The following is a 16,727-nucleotide window of genomic DNA, read 5'->3' on the forward strand; positions in this document are numbered from 1 at the left end:
TTGTCAGCTAGTAGGAAAGCTGGCAGAATCTGAGGGCTGGAATTCGTGCTGCCCTACAAGACACCGCCATGCCCAAGGCCAAGGGTTACGCGATGGGGCACCTTCTATCCGAAGCCTTACACCATCTGGAAGAAACAGGCCGAAGCCGACATCCGGAAGCTCGTCACGACGCAATATGCTGGCCGTGTGAGCGTTTTCATCGAGTATGTCGAGGCACCGCCCAAAAGCGATAGCAAAAAGCGACGGCAGGCCCGTATGCAAAGCGGGTGGCCGCGTGGCGATATCGACAACCTCGGCAAGGCCGTACTGGATGCCATGACAGGCGCCGGGGTGTGGCTGGACGACAGCCAGGTTGTCAGGATTGTCGCAGAGAAGAGATACGGGGAAGGGGATATGACGCGGGTGCGCGTCGAACCGGCTTAGTTTCGGCCGGCGATCATCTGGCTGGACAAACTGGAAGTCTTTCCTGCCGCCTCGCGTTGCATTTCCCTCTGAACCATGTGGTGCAAGGCGACTTTGATCACTTCGGTGGAGGATGTCAGCCCAAGCGCCGTAGCGATGATCTCCATGTTGGCGGCGATATCCGGGTGGGCAACCATCTTGATTTGCAGCAGCTTCGGAACCGCCAGCTTACCCTTGGTGTGTTTCTTCATTGTTCGTTCTTTCGTTGGTTTTCATATCGGCGTACCAGGCGGCTCTGAACCGCTCACGCGCCTTCTTGGCCTTGCGCCGGAGGGTCTTGACCCGTTTCCACAAAGCCTTCGCCGCGGTGTAGGCATCAAGCACAGCCTGTTCCGCGGCGATCCATTCGGCTTTGAGGGTGTCGAATTCGGTCACTCCTGCTCGGGCTCCGGAAACGCAATAAATTCGTCCTGGAGGGCGGGAGCGATACAGCCCAAGTGGTCGCATATCTGACCCATCTCTAGGGCTGGCAGGCCTTTTTTGACGTATCCGACATGAACGCCGTCAAGGTAGATGCGGCCACGAACGTCTACGACCGCGCAAAGGCGATCACTATCCATTCCCTCCGTATTGAAGTCGTCTATCTCGTCCTCGATTTCGGCGACGGCATCCCGGATGTTCTCTAGGCGGCCTTTGAGTTCGTCCTTCAAGCTGTCAACCTGTGCGGTAATGTTCTCCTTGATGTCGGTGAGGTTCATTGCTTAGCCTCCTCGACCATGTGCGTGCCTGCGCCCTTGCATCGGTCGCATTGATAGGCTCGCACGCCCCAGCCGTTCTTGCGGAACATCCGGATGAGGTTGCCGGAAATCTCCTTAGCTTCCTTCTTGTCGCGCCCTGCGGTGTTGGTTGTAGTTTTCTCGGCGCTGGCACGGATGCCGGAACCGGCACATATCTCACATACCGTGAGCTGCTTGCCATCGCCGTTCTCGAACCGGACGGGCTTATAGAGCGCCCGTCCCGGTTTAACGTTCAGGTTCTTCTTCATGAAACGCCCCCCCCCTAGAAGGGTATTTCCGAGTCATCGAAGGGCGCGCCATCGTCGGATGACGGCTTAGACCCACCCTTGACCCGCAGGGCCTCGGTGGTCTTGCCCTGAAAGTCCACCAGCTCGGTGCCGAGAAGGATTTCTTTGCCCTTCCAGCCATCAAGGTTCTGGCCATAGAAGTGGGCGATGCGATTGGCGTTGGTCTTGTTGCAGACCATGCCTTTGTCCTTGCCCTCGAAGAACAGGACCAGCTTGGTCTCGTCCCCCAGCTTTTCCATTTTGTAGTTGGCGATGGTCACTTTGACCTCGCGGCCTTTCAGGTCGTCGGATTTCAGGTAGTTCGACGGGAATGCATCGTTTAGGTTCATGTCAGTACGTTTCGTTGGTTTGTCTTAGGCGTCCACGCCGCGCCGGCGCAAAGTGTCCGGGCAGGCGTCAACATCGTATCCGAGCTGGCGGATGGCATTCTTGAAGCCCCACGGCGTCATGATGCGGCTCAACTCGTCAATCTCGCGGACCAGCGCCTTGATGCGCTCGCCCGTCTGGTACTGGTGGCCCGGCAATTGCGCAGCCGGTCCCACCACGGCCACGCAGCCATAGTTGTTTTGCATGTCTATCTCCTTTTGTTGTGTAATAATATTACTACATGGGCATAAATAGTCAATATAAAATAATGCGCGTAAATGTATTTACACCTATAAAGTATTGTGAGACCGTTGGATAAACAAAAGGAGAAACAACAATGAATACGTATTTTACTATGGATGATCCGCTGGCGCTCAAGCCCACTGCGGCCGACCTGCTGGCGGACTGGTACTGGAGCAATCGCGGCGCGCTGGCGCTGGCGGGCGTGCTGTTTGTGGCTGGTGCGGTCATCGCCGCGATAGGCGTGAGCGTAATCTAAGAGAAAGCGAGGAATGTGAGACCGAACAACTCCAGTGTCGAGGCCGGGAAATTCTACAAAACCCGCAATGGCAAGAAGGCATATGTGGCGGGGATATCGCCTTTCGATTCAACAGCAGAGTCACGCAGAGCCATTGGCTGGGTCGAAGGCGACGAGGAATCCACTGAATGGTTTGCTTCCGGGCACTATCACAAGTACCAAGACACCGAATCCGATCTTGTGGCCGAATGGAAAGAGCCTAAGCGGATAAGGGGATTCGTGAATCTCTACCCGTCCGAAACGGGCATGGGTATTATAGCCAATAACGTCATTCATCCTTCGAAGAAGCTTGCCGACCTGTTTGAGACTGGCCGCCGTGTCGCCTGCATTGAAATCGACGTTGAAGAGGGGCACGGCCTGAGCGGGGAGGAATGCTGATGCGCCTCTTCGACATCTTCCGCAAACCGGCGCCGCCGGCTGAAACACCCAGCCAAGCCGGTATTCAGGCCCGTGTCATTGACCACCTCGTCAGGCACGGCGTCATCGATGCATGGACTATCGTGCAGATGGGCACAACCGACGCCCACAAACTGCTCACCCGCCTGCGCCGCAAGGGTTACCTGTTCGCCGCCGATAACCCGCGCGGCCATTTCGAGCAACGCAACCGCTCCGGCCATGGAACCCATCGCCATCACTACTGGACCGGTAAGCGACCGCCGCAACTAGAGCGCCGCGCTCGTGTTCGGGGAGGGCGGTGATGGATATAAAAATAGTCTGGCTGCCGATGCGCTAGACCGAACATGGAAACAGGATGCCAATGCGGCATCCTGCTCCATCCGTCTCGCGACGATTTAGTGACCGAAATACCACCGGATCAGAAGCACCGCGACGTAAAGGAACGTCTGGATGGTGCGTTCCGAAAGGTGGAACTCGATCGTAAACCGGAATGAAAGCACGATGGCCTCCTTGCCGGGTCCTGAAGGTACCGACAAAACCCATATGTTGATGGGAATTGGTGGATTAGTTCCGGCCACGTGGCGTGCGCACACCATCCGCGTCCGGTTAGTTCATCACTGGGGATTGTTCAGATCAGATACAGAGCCAAAACAGCTTCAGAAACATAACAGCTTCAGGGTCGGGACAGCTTCAGGTCAAATAACAGAGCAAGATCCATCAACATAACATCAACATCAAAAGGATGGCACTGCGGCGGTCCGCAGTTTGTAGCATTGGCCATATCCCACATGAAAAATAGTGCCACCTCTGCCGACCATCAAGTGCGAAAAACCTCCCAACAGCAGATTCTTTCAAAAGCCGTTTATCGGGTGCCCGGCTCCATGGTAGCAAGCCGTTATGGGTGCCTATTACGATATCGTTGACGCGCAAGTGGACATGCTGCCCAACTCGGCGCAGCAGTTCCTAACGAAGCGCCATAAGCCCGACGCGGACAATGAGACTTGGAACCACTACAACTATGCGTATAGCCATGGCGTTGTAGCGCTGGTTGATGGCGTAGCTGACAAGGTGGCCGAGAAGGAGTTTTACCTCCTACCGTTGTACATGCTGGCCCGGCACTCCATGGAACTCTCGTTGAAGGCCGCGTTGGTCGAGTTTCCGGCCTACACAGGTATTCCTGCGCCTCTGGATGGCCACCGCTTGCTGAGCCTATTCAACAATCTGTGCAAACAGGTGGAGGCCATCGGCATCCCGATCGAGCATGAGTGGACCTGGCGAACGAACGACATCCTGCAGCACATCCACGACCATGATCCCAACGGCGATCGTTTCCGGTATCCAGAAAAGAAGAGCGGTCAGAAGTTTGCGGATATGGCGATTACATTCGATCAGCTGGTGCGCTGCCATGGCGTTGTGACAATCTTCGCCGATGCGTCAGCCGACCAACTCTTTTCAGAAAAGAATATACCCCTCGACCAGCGAAAGTGATCGGTCAGATGGTAGAAATACCTGACAGAGCTATCCTTGGGCAGTTTGCTCGTGCTGTGCGGGACATGCTGGCTGACGATGACCTGATAAGAGCCGCGCCGCAGGAGTTTTCGATAACGCCTGACTTGGCGATGAAGATGATTCCGCTCTTCCGCTACTGGCGAGTCTCGGCCGAATGGACCAGCCGGGAAGATATGCTGAAGAAGATCAGCTGGCGGGACGACGATGGCAAGCTGCAAAGCATGCCTATCCGTCCCGACATCATCGTTCACATCCCGCACACCGACGAGCACAACATCCTGGTGGTCGAGGCAAAACGGATAGGAAACAAGGATCATGCCGGCGACATCAGGAAGCTGACCCTGCTGACGCGGAAAGAAAGCGCCGATCCCAGATACCACTACGGTTACCGGCTCGGGGTGCATCTGATCGTGGATCTGCCGAACAGGCGCATCGCCGGGAATGACGTTTACCGGAACGGGCAAGTCGAGGGCGACCTGACCGATTTGTTGTGGAAGTTGCTCCATTAGGCCTGATCAGGACTTTGCCGCACGAACGGCTGTGGACAGCCTCGTGTAAACCTTGCGACCGCCGCCGTCTTGTGCTGTTTGGACAACGGCTTGCGGATAGATTTTGCTGTTATGTATCGTGACAGTTGATATTATTGCACCAGGCAATGCCTGGGCACTCCTTCCGGATTGCTTCATGCGACCCGATCGTATGGCGTACGAGTATCCGCAAGCCCTTGTCCATGTCTGAACTGGAGAAGCTCAAGAGTTGTTCGACACTCCCGCAGCTCGCACATCTGCTCGGGATCAAGGGCGAAACCCTCTCCTCCGTTCTGTACTGGCTCAAGCCCAGCCAGAAGTACGTCCACTTCACCGTTCCGAAGAAAAACGGAACAAGACGCCTTATCGCCGCTCCGACCGACCGCCTCAAATACGTCCAAGGCCAGTTGGCTGAGTTGCTGAGCAAGATTGAAGCCGAACTGGAGGGGCGGCGGACAACGAAATACTGCGTGCTGTCCCACGGATTCAAAAAGGGCTTTTCAATCGTCACCAATGCGGATGTTCACAGGAACAGGCGCCACGTTTTCAACGCTGATCTGCGCGATTTCTTCCCCTCGATCAACTTTGGCAGGGTGTACGGGTTTTTCCAAAAGGACCGTAATTTCCATCTGTCGCCAAAGATCGCAACCATCATTGCCCAGATCGCTTGCCACGATAATCAGCTGCCTCAAGGCAGCCCGTGCTCTCCCGTGATCTCAAACCTCATCGCACACGTGCTCGATATCAAGCTGAACAAGATCGCGAGTGCCGGACGTTGTAGCTACACCCGATATGCAGATGACCTAACGTTTTCCACGAACGAGAGAGAGTTTCCGGCCTCGATCGCCCGCCTGGTACGTGGCAGCCATGACAAATGGGTGGCCGGCGACCTGCTGCTTGAGCGGGTTTACCGCTCTGGATTCAGCTTGAACGAAGCCAAGACCAGAATGCAGCACCGTGACTCGCGACAAGACGCAACCGGCCTTATCGTCAATCAAAAGCTCAATGTGCCAAATGAGTATTACAAGCTGGCTCGTTCTATGTGCCACCAGCTGTTTACCGATGGATATTGCTACGTCGGGCCAGACCGCGCGTACGTCCCCGATGCCAAGCTCGAAGGCATGCTGGCTTTCATCTATCAAATCCGAAAGATCAAGATTGAGAATTTCAAAGCCGACCAAGCCGGGTTTTCGAAGCTGTACGGACGATTTCTTGACTACCGGTCATTCTATGGCCTCGCGCAGCCGCGTATCATCTGCGAGGGCAAGACGGATAACGTCTATATCCGCTCGGCCTTGAAGGCTCTGGCGGTCAAGTATCCCAGCCTTATTGATCCGGGCAAAAAGCCTCCCCTGAAGGTGGATCTTTTCAATTACACCAAGAGAGCGGCCACCTTTCAGGACCTCTCCGGTGGTAGTGATGAGCTGAAGAAGCTCATCAACAATTATGCGACCAGGACAGCGCGATTCAAGCATGGCGCGCCTCACCCCGTCCTGGTGATTGTCGATAACGATGCGGGCTCCGTGGGCATTTTCCAGATGCTCACCAAATTGCTCGGGAAACCGATTGGAGGACTGGACCCCTTCTACCACGTCATCGAAAACCTCTATGTCGTTCCGATTCCGAAGGTGGCGACGCCGGTCGCGATCGAGGACCTTTTTGACCCGGCTCTGCTGGCCCGCAAGATCGACGGAAAGGACTTCGACCGAACAGGGAAGGAAAAGGATGGCAGCAAATGGTACGGGAAAAACGAGTTTGCGACCAAGATCGTGGCGCCTGAGCGAGGCACCATCAAATTCGACGGGTTTGAACCCCTGCTGAATGCCGTGGTGGATGCGATCCAGCACTACGAGGGAGTGAAGGCTGCCGCAGCGGCTAAGGCGGCAGCATTGAAAGCCGCAAAGCCCGCTGTTGTTGCGATACCATAGCTGCGTGGCGGTTGGTATGGACCGCCGCCCTAATCAATTTCTCTTGCCAGCTAATGGTTGCTGACTCATGCTCCCCTGTAATGAGCAGTAACAGGGTGTCATCAGGGACGAGCAGGGCAAAGAGGCCCCCTGTTGAGCATCAGTTCAAGCCGGGTCAGTCCGGCAACCCGGCTGGCCGTCCGCCCGGCATTCCCAACCTCTCTGTCCGCATTCGCAACATCCTTGAAGGCGTGACGCCGCTTCCGGCCGCGATCAAGGAAACGATTGTCAACGCGGTGGGTGAGGACCGGAGCGCGCTGGATGCCCTGATTATCGTCGGCCTGTTGCAAGGCCTTCAGGGCGAGAAGGAATGGGCGAAGCTGCTCTTGGAACAGGGCTACGGCAAGGCCGTCACCCCTCTATGGCACTCCGGTGTTGAAGGTGAGCCGATCCGGACTGACACCAGGATGGAAGTGATCCTTGTCCGGCCCAAGGGAAGCTCCAATGATTGAGCCGCCTGGAGATACCGGAGAAATTTGAGGGATTCCTCAAGCCGTATCGCTACAAGGGCGCATATGGCGGACGCGGTTCGGCAAAGAGCTGGACGATCTCCAATATCCTGGTCAACCTGGCGGCTCGCCAGCAGGAATTAATCGTCTGCGGTCGCGAGTTTCAGAACAGCATCGACGACAGCGTTTATCGTCTGCTGCAGAAATCAATCGAGCGCTACAATCTCCCCTATCGGTTCTTCAAGACCAGCATCGAATGCACAACCACCGGCAGCGAGTTCATTTTCAAGGGCCTGTCCAAGCTCGATGCCGCATCCCTGAAGTCCCTCGAAGGCGCCACCAAGCTGTGGCTTGAAGAGGCGCAGAACATCTCTCATGGCAGCTGGGAGAATGTGATACCCACCATCCGGGCTGAGAACTCGGAGATATGGGCTTCCTGGAACCCGACCGTTGAAGACGCCCCCACACACCAGCGTCTCGTTATCAATCCGCCTCCCAACTCTTACATCATCAAGGTCAATTATTCGGACAATCCTTGGTTTCCAGCGGTGCTGGACGAAGAGCGACGCCACCTCCGGCAAACTGACCCTGTCGCCTACGACAACGTCTGGGAGGGCAACTGTCGGACCTTCGCCGAAGGTGCCTACTTCTCCCAGCAGATGCAGGACGCTGCCAAGTTTGGGCGCATCGGCCTGGTGCCGCATGACCCCGCCAGACAGGTCTGGACCTTCTGGGATCTGGGCTGGGACGACAGCACCGCCATCTGGTTCATCCAGCCGACCGATACCGGCGTGTTTAATGTCATCGACTATTGGGAAGGGGCGAACACCGACCTTCCGACCATCGCTAGAGAAGTTGTTATCGCCCGCGCCAACGACCTGAAATACTCCTACGCCAAGCACGTCATCCCGCACGACGGCGGCAACGGCAACCGCCAGACTGGCAAGACCGACGCCGAGATACTGGAGTCTGCCGGCGTGAGGCCGGTAATTGTCCAGGAGCGCACTCGGGACAAGAATGGCGATGTGCAGAACGTCCGCCTGGTCCTCCCCCGCTGCCGGTTCGATGCCGAGCACTGCAAGCCGGGTCTCGCCGCCCTCCGGAACTACCGACAGGAACGCGATCCGAAGACAGGACTGTGGCGCTTTAAACACGGTTGGGAGAGCCATGGCACCGACGCCTTCCGTGGCTTTGCCGTATACCAGAACGACAACACCATGCAGCCTGCCAACGACAATCCGCGTCCCCATCGACGGGCTGCGGTGCCATGTTAAAGTATTTGCCTAGCTCGCTAATTCAGCTTTAGAATCTGTCAAACCAACAGAAAGCTCGGATCGTGGCTGCGAAAACTAAACCCGTGGCGGCAACGCCTGCGGAGAAACTGGCTGCTTTTCAGCAGGCCGACAAGTCAACCAAGGGCGATGACCTGTTCGCCAAGGCCGTTGCTGGCGAAGGCGGCCTGACCGTCATCCCAGCCCATAAACTGGAAGGCAACCACACTGTCGAGGCCGTGAAAGTGGACGGCAAGCCTGTCATTGGCCTGCTGAACAGCATCAAGCATGCCGTCGTTCGGGTAGCGAAATAACCCATGCGTGCCGGACGATAAGGCGCCCGATTCCGACAAGGCCATCCTCGATAAGGTGAAGGGGCAGTTTGAGGCCGCCGCGTCCTCGCCGGTCTACCAAAACTGGCTGCGGGAAGCGACTGAGGCCTACGGCTTCTACGAAAGCACCGGCCATTGGTCAGCTGAGGAGCTGGAAAAACTCGCGGAGATGGGCGTCAGCGCCGTCACCATCAACAAGATCGCACCACGGCTGAACAACGTCACCGGTATGGAGGTGCAGACCCGCACCAAAGTGACATTCCGGGCACGGTCCTACGACAAGAACGAGAAGGCGACGGCAGAGGCTTTGTCCGATCTCGCCATGTTCGTCCAGGACAAGAACAACAGCACCCACATCCTCTCCGAGGTCGGTCATGACTCCCGCATCTGCGGGATCGGCTGGCATGAGTTCGACGTGCAGGACGGCGTGATTGTCGAAGCGCGCCGCAGCCCGATGGATCAGGTGTTCGACCCGCGCGACCGCACGCCCGGCATGACCAATCAGGGCTTCCTGTCCAGCCTCAACTGGATGCCGCTCGACGTTGCCAAGGCCAAGTTCGCGGACGTTCCCAACATCGATGAAATCCTGACGCCAACAGCGGCCTGGGCCTTTGGCGTCGGTGGCGCGTTCTGCGACGGGTTCCGGCTCGGCTCATGTGGTAGCTACTGGGACAAGCAGGCCAACGAGGTGCTGATCATCGAGCACTTCTATCGGGAGCCTGCCAAATACTACGAGGTCACCACCAAGGCCAACCAGCTCGTCAACACCTTTGACAAGGCCGAAGCGGACAAGCTGGCCCGGTCGCCGAAGGACATCGCCGAGCGCAACGGCTTCAAGGTTAACATCGCCTATTTCACCGGCGACCAGCTCATCAAGCATATTGACGATTTCTACCAGCTGAACCCGGCCAAGGGCCTGTTCATGCTGACGCCAACCATCTGCTACCGCGAGAACAGCAGCGGGCAGCCCTATGGGCTCATCCGTGCCGCTCGTGACGCCCAGCGCCGGTACAACAAGACCAAAACCCGCCTCGGCTGGTTGCAGGCAGCCACTCAGGTCATCATGGAAGGCGATGCGGTCGATCAGGAAAACGCCCGACAGGAAGCGGCGCGGCCGGACGGCGTACTTCTAAAAAAGGCCGGCAAGGAACTGACTCTCAACCGCCATGAGCAAGCCATCGCCCAGCACCAGCAAATCCTGGTCGGCGACGATAAGGACATTCAGGACGCGCTCGGCATCTATGACGAAAGCCTTGGCATCGAAACCAACGCCAACTCCGGTGTCGCAATCCAGAAGCGCCAGACCGGCAGCAGCCGCAACATGGCGATGGTCATCGACAACGCCTTGGCGATGAAGCGCGGGTGGGCGGAAAAGCTCCTTTACCTCATCCAGTCGGTGTTCACTGAACAAACCGCACTCTGGGTCACCGACGACCAGAACGAGGTGAAAAGCCTGGTGCTGAACGAGCCCCTGCTGGATGCGCAGGGCAAGCCGATCAAGGACGAGCACGGCAAGCCGATCATTAAGTACGACATCAAGACCGGCGTGTACGACGTGTACGTCGAGGAAGTCCCGGACGTTGCCACACAGCAGGAATACGCCCGCGACCTGGTCGTGCAGGCACTCCCCAGTGTTGGCGGCATGCAAGGCCTTACCCCCGGCTTGCTGGAACTGCTGGGAGTGCCGCAGTCGGCGAAGATCATGGAAGAAGTTTCACAGGGTTTACCGCAGCAGATGGCCGCCAGAAATGCCGCCGCCGACGCTGCCGGACAAGGAATTACTGACCGTGGCGGGCAAGTCCCGCCGCCGCCTGTAACGCCAGGTGGGGGCCAACCCACTCTTCAACCGACAACGGGACAAGTAGGATGACCGAACAAGAAAATCTCAATGCACAAGCGACGGCCGATGCCGCCGCTGCCGACGCACAAGCCAATACCGAAGAGGAACTGGATGATGCGACCGCAGAAGGCGAAGCGGGTGCCGACCCCGAGCAAACCGAGACAGTACAAGTAGAAGGAAACGACAAGCAGGAAGGCGAGGGCGACCCCGCCGCCGTGGAAACCAAGCAGGATCCCAGGGACGATGAGCTTGCCAAGCTGAAAAAGCAGCTTGATGAGACCAACGGCCGGGTTGGGACCGAGCGCGGAACCCGCAATATCCTGCAGAAAGTCGTAAAAAGCCTCGAAGAGGCAGGAGTTGTCGATCGCGACGAAATCGCCCAGGCCGTTGGCCTGGACCGGCGTCGTCTCGACGGAATCCTCGATGCGAAAACCGCCGATGATAACGATGCATTCATGCGCCGTTGCAATCAGGCGGAGCAGCAGATCATGGCGGTGTCTTCCGTGCTGAAAAGCGCGGGCAAGGACGCCGACGCCATCACCAAGACCTACGGCCATCTCCTGCGTTTCGACGCAGAAGAGCGCGCCCGGTTTATGGAGCTGCCGGAAGACAAGACGGTCGAACACATCATTGCGCGCACGGCGGAAGCCGAAGGTCGCATTGCACCGCTGGTGAAAGCCAACGGGGACGTGTTTGGCGCCCTGTCTGAATCGCAGCAACGCATCGCTGAACTCGAAGCTGAAAACGCAGCCCTCAAGGCTGGCAATCCTTCTGACAAGCCCAAAACCGGTCAACCGCAAAGGGTGCCTCTTAGTGGAAGCGGCTCAACGCCCGCGGCTCCGGCCGCGCGGACTGGGGGTTTCTACGAGGGGCTTTAAGCCAACCAATGAAAGTCTCTAAACGTGACAACGTTTACCGAAAACGTAGCCACCGGCTCATCCCTTAAACCCGTCAACGTGGCGGACAAGGTGTTCCGGGGTTACAAAGAAGATAACCGCTTCAAGCACCTCATGGGTTCTGTCGGCGGTGAAAGTGGCGTCATCAACGTCAAAATGTTCGAAAAGGGCGACGGCGATACCTTCAAGTTCCCGTTTACCGCAGGGGTCGCGCTTTCCTCGTGGCTGTCCGGCACGACCGTCATGGAAGATACCGGTACCGCGCTGGCGAAAACCACTGACAGCCTGACCATCGGCCTCAAGCGCGTTCCGATCCTCGTGAACGGCGTGACCATGAGCCAGCAGCGCACCACCTTCGACCTGATCGATAGCGATACGGTAGAGTTGAAGCGCTCGGTGGGTGAGAAGATGGAAGATGTCATCATGGCGTCTCTCCTGGACACCTCGGCCGGCCGGGTACAGCAACGCTACCGTTACGGCGCTGATGACTCGAACTACAACGCCACGGAAGCCACCGCCAAGGGCAACGTCGATGCTACTGACGATAAGCTGACCCTCGATAACATCGCCGACCTGGCGCTGATGGCGAAACGGAAGACGGTCTCCGGTGGGTTGAAGATGACCCCGTACATGGTCAAGGGTCCGAACGGCAACATGGAGCGCAGATACATCTACCTTGCGCACCCGCTGGCGATCCGCGACTTGAAGCGGAGCGCCAACTTCCTCAACCAGATCATCTACAAGGATCGTCCCGAGTACGACCTGATCGCCGGTGCCGACTATATCGGCCAATACGAAGGCGTGATGATCTACGAGTTCAACAACGACACGATGCTGGAAGCGACGGCAGGTGCGGGCGGGATTCAGATCGCCCACAACTTCCTGCTCGGCCAGAACGCGGTCGGTGTTGGGTTCGGGAAGGTCGAGCTGTCGAACGGTACCGGCATCAAGAAGGTAGCCGGCCCCGAATACCGCGGCGTCATGACGATGATGGAAAAAGACCACGGCCAGAAGCTCGAGATCGGCTTCTCCATGGTCACCGGTGCCAAGCAGCTGTGCGAGGACACCTCGGGCACCAGCCAGGCCTACGGTACCATCCACCACTACACGGCAGCGGTAGAGTAGGAGGCGACATGAACAAGCTCATCAAAAGCTTGCTCGTGGCGGCAATGCTGGGCGGGGTCATTCCCGCCCAAGCGGCCGACACCAGCGCCACGGTGACGTTGCGGACAACCGCCAAGCCGGTGGGGGCAACCCCGACGGTCGGCTACGTGCACATCACGGCAAACTCGAACTCGACCGCCAACGGCTTCACGTTTGATCTTCCTGTCCCCAAGGGCAAGAAATCATCCGATATCGTTGGCTTCGTGGGCCAGATGACCACCGTAAGCGGCTCGTTGAAGTCCCCGAATATCGTCCGTGTTGGTGCGACGGTTACCGTCACCGGTAGCAACGCCACCTCCGGCACGATCGCGTCCGGCGATGTCCTGCGCGGCATCGTCGTCTATCAACCCTAAGGCTCGGGGCGGCCTCAACGCCCCATGTAATTGAAAGTCACGCCCGTGCCGACGCCCGCCGAACTGGTCGAAGCCATCAAGAGCCTGGCCCTGGTTGGGGCCACCGGAGACGCCACAGTCAACGTCAAGGTGTACACTTACCTCAACACCGCCTACCGACAGCTCTACGAGATGGTGGCGGAGCGCTACCCCTGGTTTGTCCAGACTACACAGCCTGTCCTTATGGCCGCCGGGGAGGGGACGATGGACCCGCAACCGCTCCACATTCTGAGCGTGCGGGACACAGGCAATAACCTCGCGGCGTTGACGCCCACCGATGTGCTTACGGTGGAAAGCGAATATCCGGGACTGGACGACACCGGCAACCCGTCGCGGTATTGGGTTGACGGCTTTACCGGGCTGAACAGCCATCCCCGAAGCTCGACCACGCTACGGGTACGGTTCACACCGCAGGCAAACGCCCTTAGCGAAACCAGCGAGGAATCGGACATCGCATTGCAGCCGGTGCATCATGATGCACTGCTGTGGGGCACGCTGAAACTGATGGCGTATGACGAGCGCGACAAGGTCATTGGCGCCGAGCTTGCCTACAACAAGGATGCCCATGACGAAGTTCTGGATCGCATGTGGAGGTATTTCGAATCCCATGCGCCCAAGCAGAAGAAACAGGTGCAAAGCTATCTGAATTGAGCGCTACCCGGCTCGGCTTGTTCGATGGGCGTCTGCTGACGCTCTTTCCGCGCCAGCTCCAGAACACCGCCGTCAGCCCGACCCTGCTTGTGAAAGACCGGTACGCCAGGCTGCTCGAAAACATCCTCCCCAACACGAACAAGGCGGGCAGCGGCGCCAAGCGGTATGGGATGGGTGCCCGCGGTGCTGAACTCACCGGGCTGACGGTTACGGACGCCTGGGAGTACCGCAAAAGCGACGGCACGCTGCAAATCGTCGTATACTGCTCTGATGGTACGCTGTGGACGCTCGATGAGGGCAGCAACGTCTATACCAACATCAGATCCGGCCTAAGCACCCTCGGCACGGTAGGCGCCATTCCGTTCAACAACAAGCTGGTCTTCTGGAACGGGATCGACCCGTGTTTCAGCTGGAACGGATCGAACTGTGTGAATCTGGCCGAATACGTCGAGGACGTGCTTTGCACCGCCGAAACGCAGGTAGATGCCAGTTCATTCACGATCAAGCCCGGTGTTGACCGTGGGGCTTCCGATTACCCCGTCGGCCGGGCAATCAGGGTTACATTCTCGGGGGGCGCCGGGACCGTCAGCGCCACCGTTGCCGGCACATCGTACAATTCAGGCAACAACGTCCTTACCATCAGCGTGACCGGCACGCCTCTGCCCAATCCGACCCAGACGATTACGAAGGTTGAATATCAAGCCTCGCCCCCCGCCTTCTCGTTCATGTTCGTTCACCTCGACATGCTTTGGGGCTTGTCGCCGGGAGAACTGCGCTCAAAGGTCTGGCGTGGGTTCGACGGGATGAAAGCCTATTACCAGGCGGCCCTGAACAACGAAAACTCCTGGTATGACTACGCGGGAACCACCCCGACACAGGATGTGCCCTACATAAACCTCACCAACAAGGCGATCGTGTCAGACGAGTTGGTGGCGATGTCCAGCATTGACGGCGCAGCGGTGTTTCATGGCCGTAACCAGCTTTACATCTACACCGGCAGCGATCCGAACACGGTTGGCGGCTTCATCTATTCGAAGACAATCCCGGTCGGCACCGTTCACCAGAAACTGGTACAGCGATTCCCCGGCGATACGCTGTTCATGACGCCCTACGGCGCGCGATCCCTCACCCGTGTATTCCAGACCGAGCAGCTCGACGTTCAGGGTGATCTGGGCAGCGATATCGACCCGACCATACAAGCCCGGCTGGTTGCACTGATGGCGGACGATACTGCTTACAAGAAAGCGCGCAGCTTCTTCTATGCCCGCGACGGCCTGTACGGGTTCAAGCTCGATGACACCGGCACCCTGATCTACGTCCTTAGCGAAGAGAGCAAGGGTTGGGTGACGTTCACCGGATTCTTTGCCGACGCGCGCGCGTTTCTGGGCACGTCGGACGGCAGGTTGATGATCGGTCGCGGCTCGCAACTCTATGCCTATGCCAACGGCTCGGATTCAGTGGTGGGGGTGGAATACAGCGATGCCGGTACCGCCATTCTCTGCAAATGGTGGTCGCCGTGGATACAGGTAGGCGGGCGCTGGAGCAACCAGGCCTGGGAGGTGATCATGGAGGACGTGGAAACGTCGCTCTTTTACATCGACCGGTTCATCAATTTTAACCCGCGCGACGTGGTGACGTTGTCCTTTAACGTCACCAGTGATGGCGCCCGGTGGGACGAAGGGATGTGGGATGTAAATCTCTGGGATGGTGTTCCGGTCAATCCAGTTGCCTTAGACAAGTTCCTTGCCGACAGTTTTTCATTTATGCTGAGGCATGAAACAACGACCGGGCCGCTAAACGTACTCGGTGTAAGACCAATAGGAAGATAAACATGTGAAATATTTAAACTCTTTGCTTATGGCGCTCGTATTTCTTGCGAATTCGGCCCATGCCGCAGTCTGGGAGCGTCCGACCGGCGCCTATACGCCTACCAACCACTCCGTCAATACCACCAAATACCAGACCGATAGCGCCAACCACGTGGCCATCTCCTCGGCGAAGGTGGACGGCGACCTCAACAAGGCCTTCCAGGGACTTAACGACATCGAGGCACGGACCCCGCCATCTGCCCTGGGGAAGACTGGGCTGTTTCTTACCAACGATGGTTCGAAGGGAAGTTGGGGCGCGGTTCCGCCGGCGGATTTCCTCGTTCCGGACATTTTCGCGGTTTCGGAATCTGCCGTGGCGCCAAGCGGCGCCATCAGCCTCACGCTCTCTATACAGCCCAGCAACACCGTTTTCGCGGGGCCAGCCTCATCTGTCAGTGCAACTCCGACTTTCCGGGCTCTGACCAATGCGGACATCCCCTTCATCCCGTTCGGGCATCTGCAGGTTTTTACTTCCACCTCAACTTTTGTGCCGACAGCTTCAGCCGCCTACGTGGAGGCGTGGGGCGCTGGCGGCGGGGGTGGTGGCTCCAACTCGGTTAACTACGGCGGCGCTGGCGGTGGCGCGGGTCAATACGCAGCGGGATTTGTAAACGTGACACCCGGGGTAAGTGTCACCGTCACCATAGGCGTTGGCGGGGCTAACGGTACGAGCAGCACCAATGGAGGAGTCGGCGGCAACACCAGCTTTGGGTCGTATGTCATAGCAAACGGCGGGGGAGGAGGTGCGTTCGCCACGTCGGCCAACGTGGGGTATACGGGCGGCGCCAGTGGTACTGGTGGGTCCGGAACAATCCTCATCAATGGCGGGCGAGGTGAGGATTCTGCTCATGCCTCCACGACCGCATACGGTGTTGGAGGGCAGGGTGGAGATTCACCCCGCGGCGGCACGGGTGGACCAATAACGATTCAAAACAGCTTCTTCAACGGCGCCGTGCCTGGCGGTGGTGGGTCAGGCGCAAGCAATACGACCGGTGGTGCAGGTGCCAACGGCAGAGTGTTTGTTTACTACCCATGATGACTTGCCAACCCGCTCCGTCAACCGAAGCTGGCGAGG

General features: G+C 58.0%; 23 protein-coding genes. 17 read left to right on the forward strand and 6 right to left on the reverse strand.

Annotated elements, in window-relative coordinates; genetic code table 11:
* The first annotated feature begins 45 nt into the window (after positions 1 to 45).
* Positions 46 to 423 carry a RusA family crossover junction endodeoxyribonuclease gene (locus tag FJ967_RS00230; RefSeq protein ID WP_181175623.1) on the forward strand — a complete coding sequence of 126 codons (378 nt, stop codon included), beginning with the start codon at positions 46 to 48 and terminating at the stop codon, positions 421 to 423.
* Here the strand turns inward: FJ967_RS00230 and FJ967_RS00235 are convergent.
* Genes FJ967_RS00235 through FJ967_RS00260 form a run of 6 tightly spaced genes read right to left on the reverse strand, consistent with a single transcriptional unit; the run spans position 420 to position 2,058 of the window.
* A complete protein-coding gene (locus FJ967_RS00235; RefSeq protein ID WP_140729723.1) occupies positions 420 to 653 on the reverse strand; it encodes a hypothetical protein in 234 nt (77 codons plus the stop codon). The genes FJ967_RS00230 and FJ967_RS00235 overlap by 4 nt on opposite strands.
* On the reverse strand, positions 631 to 837 hold the full coding sequence (locus FJ967_RS00240; RefSeq protein WP_140729724.1) for a hypothetical protein: 207 nt from the start codon (positions 835 to 837) through the stop codon (positions 631 to 633). The genes FJ967_RS00235 and FJ967_RS00240 overlap by 23 nt, the downstream gene beginning before the upstream one ends.
* Complete coding sequence (locus FJ967_RS00245; protein ID WP_140729725.1) at positions 834 to 1,160, reverse strand: hypothetical protein; 327 nt, start codon at positions 1,158 to 1,160, stop codon at positions 834 to 836. Before FJ967_RS00245 ends, FJ967_RS00240 begins: the two co-directional genes overlap by 4 nt.
* Complete coding sequence (locus FJ967_RS00250) at positions 1,157 to 1,447, reverse strand: hypothetical protein (protein ID WP_140729726.1); 291 nt, start codon at positions 1,445 to 1,447, stop codon at positions 1,157 to 1,159. The genes FJ967_RS00245 and FJ967_RS00250 overlap by 4 nt, the downstream gene beginning before the upstream one ends.
* 14 nt (positions 1,448 to 1,461) lie before the next feature.
* A complete protein-coding gene (locus FJ967_RS00255) occupies positions 1,462 to 1,815 on the reverse strand; it encodes a hypothetical protein (protein ID WP_140729727.1) in 354 nt (117 codons plus the stop codon).
* Positions 1,816 to 1,839: 24 nt separating this feature from the next.
* Positions 1,840 to 2,058 (reverse strand): hypothetical protein, encoded by a 219-nt coding sequence (locus tag FJ967_RS00260; protein ID WP_140729728.1) that lies wholly within the window; start codon positions 2,056 to 2,058, stop codon positions 1,840 to 1,842.
* A gap of 131 nt (positions 2,059 to 2,189) precedes the next feature.
* Between FJ967_RS00260 and FJ967_RS33260 the strand changes: the two genes are divergently transcribed.
* From FJ967_RS33260 to FJ967_RS00335, 16 genes are all read left to right on the forward strand, one after another.
* On the forward strand, positions 2,190 to 2,351 hold the full coding sequence (locus FJ967_RS33260; protein ID WP_181175624.1) for a hypothetical protein: 162 nt from the start codon (positions 2,190 to 2,192) through the stop codon (positions 2,349 to 2,351).
* A 15-nt stretch (positions 2,352 to 2,366) separates the two neighbouring features.
* The gene (locus tag FJ967_RS00265; protein ID WP_140729729.1) at positions 2,367 to 2,768 is read left to right on the forward strand and encodes a hypothetical protein; all 402 of its coding nucleotides are present in this window, start codon (positions 2,367 to 2,369) and stop codon (positions 2,766 to 2,768) included.
* Entirely contained in the window at positions 2,768 to 3,088 is a 321-nt protein-coding gene (locus tag FJ967_RS00270) for a hypothetical protein (protein WP_140729730.1), read from the forward strand. Before FJ967_RS00265 ends, FJ967_RS00270 begins: the two co-directional genes overlap by 1 nt.
* A 595-nt stretch (positions 3,089 to 3,683) precedes the next feature.
* Positions 3,684 to 4,274: a hypothetical protein gene (locus tag FJ967_RS00275; protein ID WP_140729731.1), complete on the forward strand. Its 591-nt coding sequence runs from the start codon at positions 3,684 to 3,686 to the stop codon at positions 4,272 to 4,274.
* 65 nt (positions 4,275 to 4,339) lie between these two features.
* Entirely contained in the window at positions 4,340 to 4,804 is a 465-nt protein-coding gene (locus FJ967_RS00280) for a hypothetical protein (RefSeq protein WP_140729732.1), read from the forward strand.
* Between the two features lie 221 nt (positions 4,805 to 5,025).
* Positions 5,026 to 6,750 carry a retron Ec67 family RNA-directed DNA polymerase/endonuclease gene (locus FJ967_RS00285; protein ID WP_181175625.1) on the forward strand — a complete coding sequence of 575 codons (1,725 nt, stop codon included), beginning with the start codon at positions 5,026 to 5,028 and terminating at the stop codon, positions 6,748 to 6,750.
* Between the two features lie 80 nt (positions 6,751 to 6,830).
* On the forward strand, positions 6,831 to 7,241 hold the full coding sequence (locus FJ967_RS00290; protein ID WP_140729734.1) for a DUF5681 domain-containing protein: 411 nt from the start codon (positions 6,831 to 6,833) through the stop codon (positions 7,239 to 7,241).
* Entirely contained in the window at positions 7,238 to 8,512 is a 1,275-nt protein-coding gene (locus tag FJ967_RS00295; protein ID WP_140729735.1) for a PBSX family phage terminase large subunit, read from the forward strand. The genes FJ967_RS00290 and FJ967_RS00295 overlap by 4 nt, the downstream gene beginning before the upstream one ends.
* 83 nt (positions 8,513 to 8,595) lie before the next feature.
* Positions 8,596 to 8,823: a hypothetical protein gene (locus tag FJ967_RS00300; protein WP_140729736.1), complete on the forward strand. Its 228-nt coding sequence runs from the start codon at positions 8,596 to 8,598 to the stop codon at positions 8,821 to 8,823.
* Between the two features lie 7 nt (positions 8,824 to 8,830).
* Positions 8,831 to 10,711, forward strand: coding sequence for a hypothetical protein (locus FJ967_RS00305; RefSeq protein ID WP_140729737.1), 1,881 nt, complete (start codon positions 8,831 to 8,833; stop codon positions 10,709 to 10,711).
* On the forward strand, positions 10,708 to 11,559 hold the full coding sequence (locus FJ967_RS00310; RefSeq protein WP_140729738.1) for a hypothetical protein: 852 nt from the start codon (positions 10,708 to 10,710) through the stop codon (positions 11,557 to 11,559). The genes FJ967_RS00305 and FJ967_RS00310 overlap by 4 nt, the downstream gene beginning before the upstream one ends.
* Positions 11,560 to 11,583: 24 nt before the next feature.
* Positions 11,584 to 12,702 (forward strand): DUF4043 family protein, encoded by a 1,119-nt coding sequence (locus FJ967_RS00315; protein WP_140729739.1) that lies wholly within the window; start codon positions 11,584 to 11,586, stop codon positions 12,700 to 12,702.
* Between the two features lie 8 nt (positions 12,703 to 12,710).
* Complete coding sequence (locus FJ967_RS00320) at positions 12,711 to 13,094, forward strand: hypothetical protein (RefSeq protein WP_140729740.1); 384 nt, start codon at positions 12,711 to 12,713, stop codon at positions 13,092 to 13,094.
* Positions 13,095 to 13,139: 45 nt separating this feature from the next.
* Positions 13,140 to 13,784 (forward strand): hypothetical protein, encoded by a 645-nt coding sequence (locus tag FJ967_RS00325; RefSeq protein WP_140729741.1) that lies wholly within the window; start codon positions 13,140 to 13,142, stop codon positions 13,782 to 13,784.
* On the forward strand, positions 13,781 to 15,613 hold the full coding sequence (locus FJ967_RS00330) for a hypothetical protein (RefSeq protein WP_140729742.1): 1,833 nt from the start codon (positions 13,781 to 13,783) through the stop codon (positions 15,611 to 15,613). Before FJ967_RS00325 ends, FJ967_RS00330 begins: the two co-directional genes overlap by 4 nt.
* Before the next feature lie 4 nt (positions 15,614 to 15,617).
* Complete coding sequence (locus tag FJ967_RS00335; RefSeq protein WP_140729743.1) at positions 15,618 to 16,688, forward strand: glycine-rich domain-containing protein; 1,071 nt, start codon at positions 15,618 to 15,620, stop codon at positions 16,686 to 16,688.
* The last annotated feature ends 39 nt before the right edge of the window (positions 16,689 to 16,727 follow it).

The sequence above is a fragment of the Mesorhizobium sp. B2-3-4 genome (assembly GCF_006442315.1).
Classification (GTDB): domain Bacteria; phylum Pseudomonadota; class Alphaproteobacteria; order Rhizobiales; family Rhizobiaceae; genus Mesorhizobium.

Bases quoted from the DNA above. Each gene is read 5' to 3' on its own strand.
- FJ967_RS00310 (WP_140729738.1), top strand. From the start codon at position 10,708: ATGACCGAACAAGAAAATCTCAATGCACAAGCGACGGCCGATGCCGCC.
- FJ967_RS00250 (WP_140729726.1), bottom strand. From the start codon at position 1,447: ATGAAGAAGAACCTGAACGTTAAACCGGGACGGGCGCTCTATAAGCCC.
- FJ967_RS00275 (WP_140729731.1), top strand. From the start codon at position 3,684: ATGGGTGCCTATTACGATATCGTTGACGCGCAAGTGGACATGCTGCCC.
- FJ967_RS00280 (WP_140729732.1), top strand. From the start codon at position 4,340: ATGCTGGCTGACGATGACCTGATAAGAGCCGCGCCGCAGGAGTTTTCG.
- FJ967_RS00245 (WP_140729725.1), bottom strand. From the start codon at position 1,160: ATGAACCTCACCGACATCAAGGAGAACATTACCGCACAGGTTGACAGC.
- FJ967_RS33260 (WP_181175624.1), top strand. From the start codon at position 2,190: ATGAATACGTATTTTACTATGGATGATCCGCTGGCGCTCAAGCCCACT.
- FJ967_RS00235 (WP_140729723.1), bottom strand. From the start codon at position 653: ATGAAGAAACACACCAAGGGTAAGCTGGCGGTTCCGAAGCTGCTGCAA.
- FJ967_RS00285 (WP_181175625.1), top strand. From the start codon at position 5,026: ATGTCTGAACTGGAGAAGCTCAAGAGTTGTTCGACACTCCCGCAGCTC.
- FJ967_RS00290 (WP_140729734.1), top strand. From the start codon at position 6,831: ATGAGCAGTAACAGGGTGTCATCAGGGACGAGCAGGGCAAAGAGGCCC.
- FJ967_RS00270 (WP_140729730.1), top strand. From the start codon at position 2,768: ATGCGCCTCTTCGACATCTTCCGCAAACCGGCGCCGCCGGCTGAAACA.
- FJ967_RS00255 (WP_140729727.1), bottom strand. From the start codon at position 1,815: ATGAACCTAAACGATGCATTCCCGTCGAACTACCTGAAATCCGACGAC.
- FJ967_RS00320 (WP_140729740.1), top strand. From the start codon at position 12,711: ATGAACAAGCTCATCAAAAGCTTGCTCGTGGCGGCAATGCTGGGCGGG.
- FJ967_RS00260 (WP_140729728.1), bottom strand. From the start codon at position 2,058: ATGCAAAACAACTATGGCTGCGTGGCCGTGGTGGGACCGGCTGCGCAA.